Annotated in this window: 1 protein-coding gene; it reads left to right on the top strand. The window is 72.3% G+C overall.

Going from position 1 to position 242, the window contains the following annotated elements:
* Positions 1-37 precede the first annotated feature (37 nt).
* The coding region (locus ACQG3P_RS22295) for a hypothetical protein (RefSeq protein ID WP_426806270.1) at positions 38-242 on the top strand (205 nt) is incomplete at its 3' end.

Here is a 242-nt window from a genome sequence, read left to right as displayed (position 1 = left end):
CGCATGCGTGCGTTTCCATTCCCTGGTGCCGCTTCCGATGCCCATCCTGTCCACTCGTCCGCTGCTGCTGGCCGCCGTGCTGGCGTCTACCGCCTGTACGCCTTCGCCCGACGCGGAGGGACCGCCCCAACCTACCGGCGGGGATCCGGGTGCGGCGAAGGCGGCAGTCACCCACGAGGCGCGTGCAACGTCGGCCCCGCCCGCCCATGCCTTCAGGGAAACGCGGCCCGGCATCGCGCTGG

This window comes from Stenotrophomonas sp. SrG, from assembly GCF_050031795.1.
GTDB classification, from domain to species: domain Bacteria; phylum Pseudomonadota; class Gammaproteobacteria; order Xanthomonadales; family Xanthomonadaceae; genus Stenotrophomonas; species Stenotrophomonas rhizophila_A.
The sequence above is the reverse complement of the archived record's forward strand: the minus strand, read 5'-3'. Positions and strand labels throughout refer to the sequence as shown.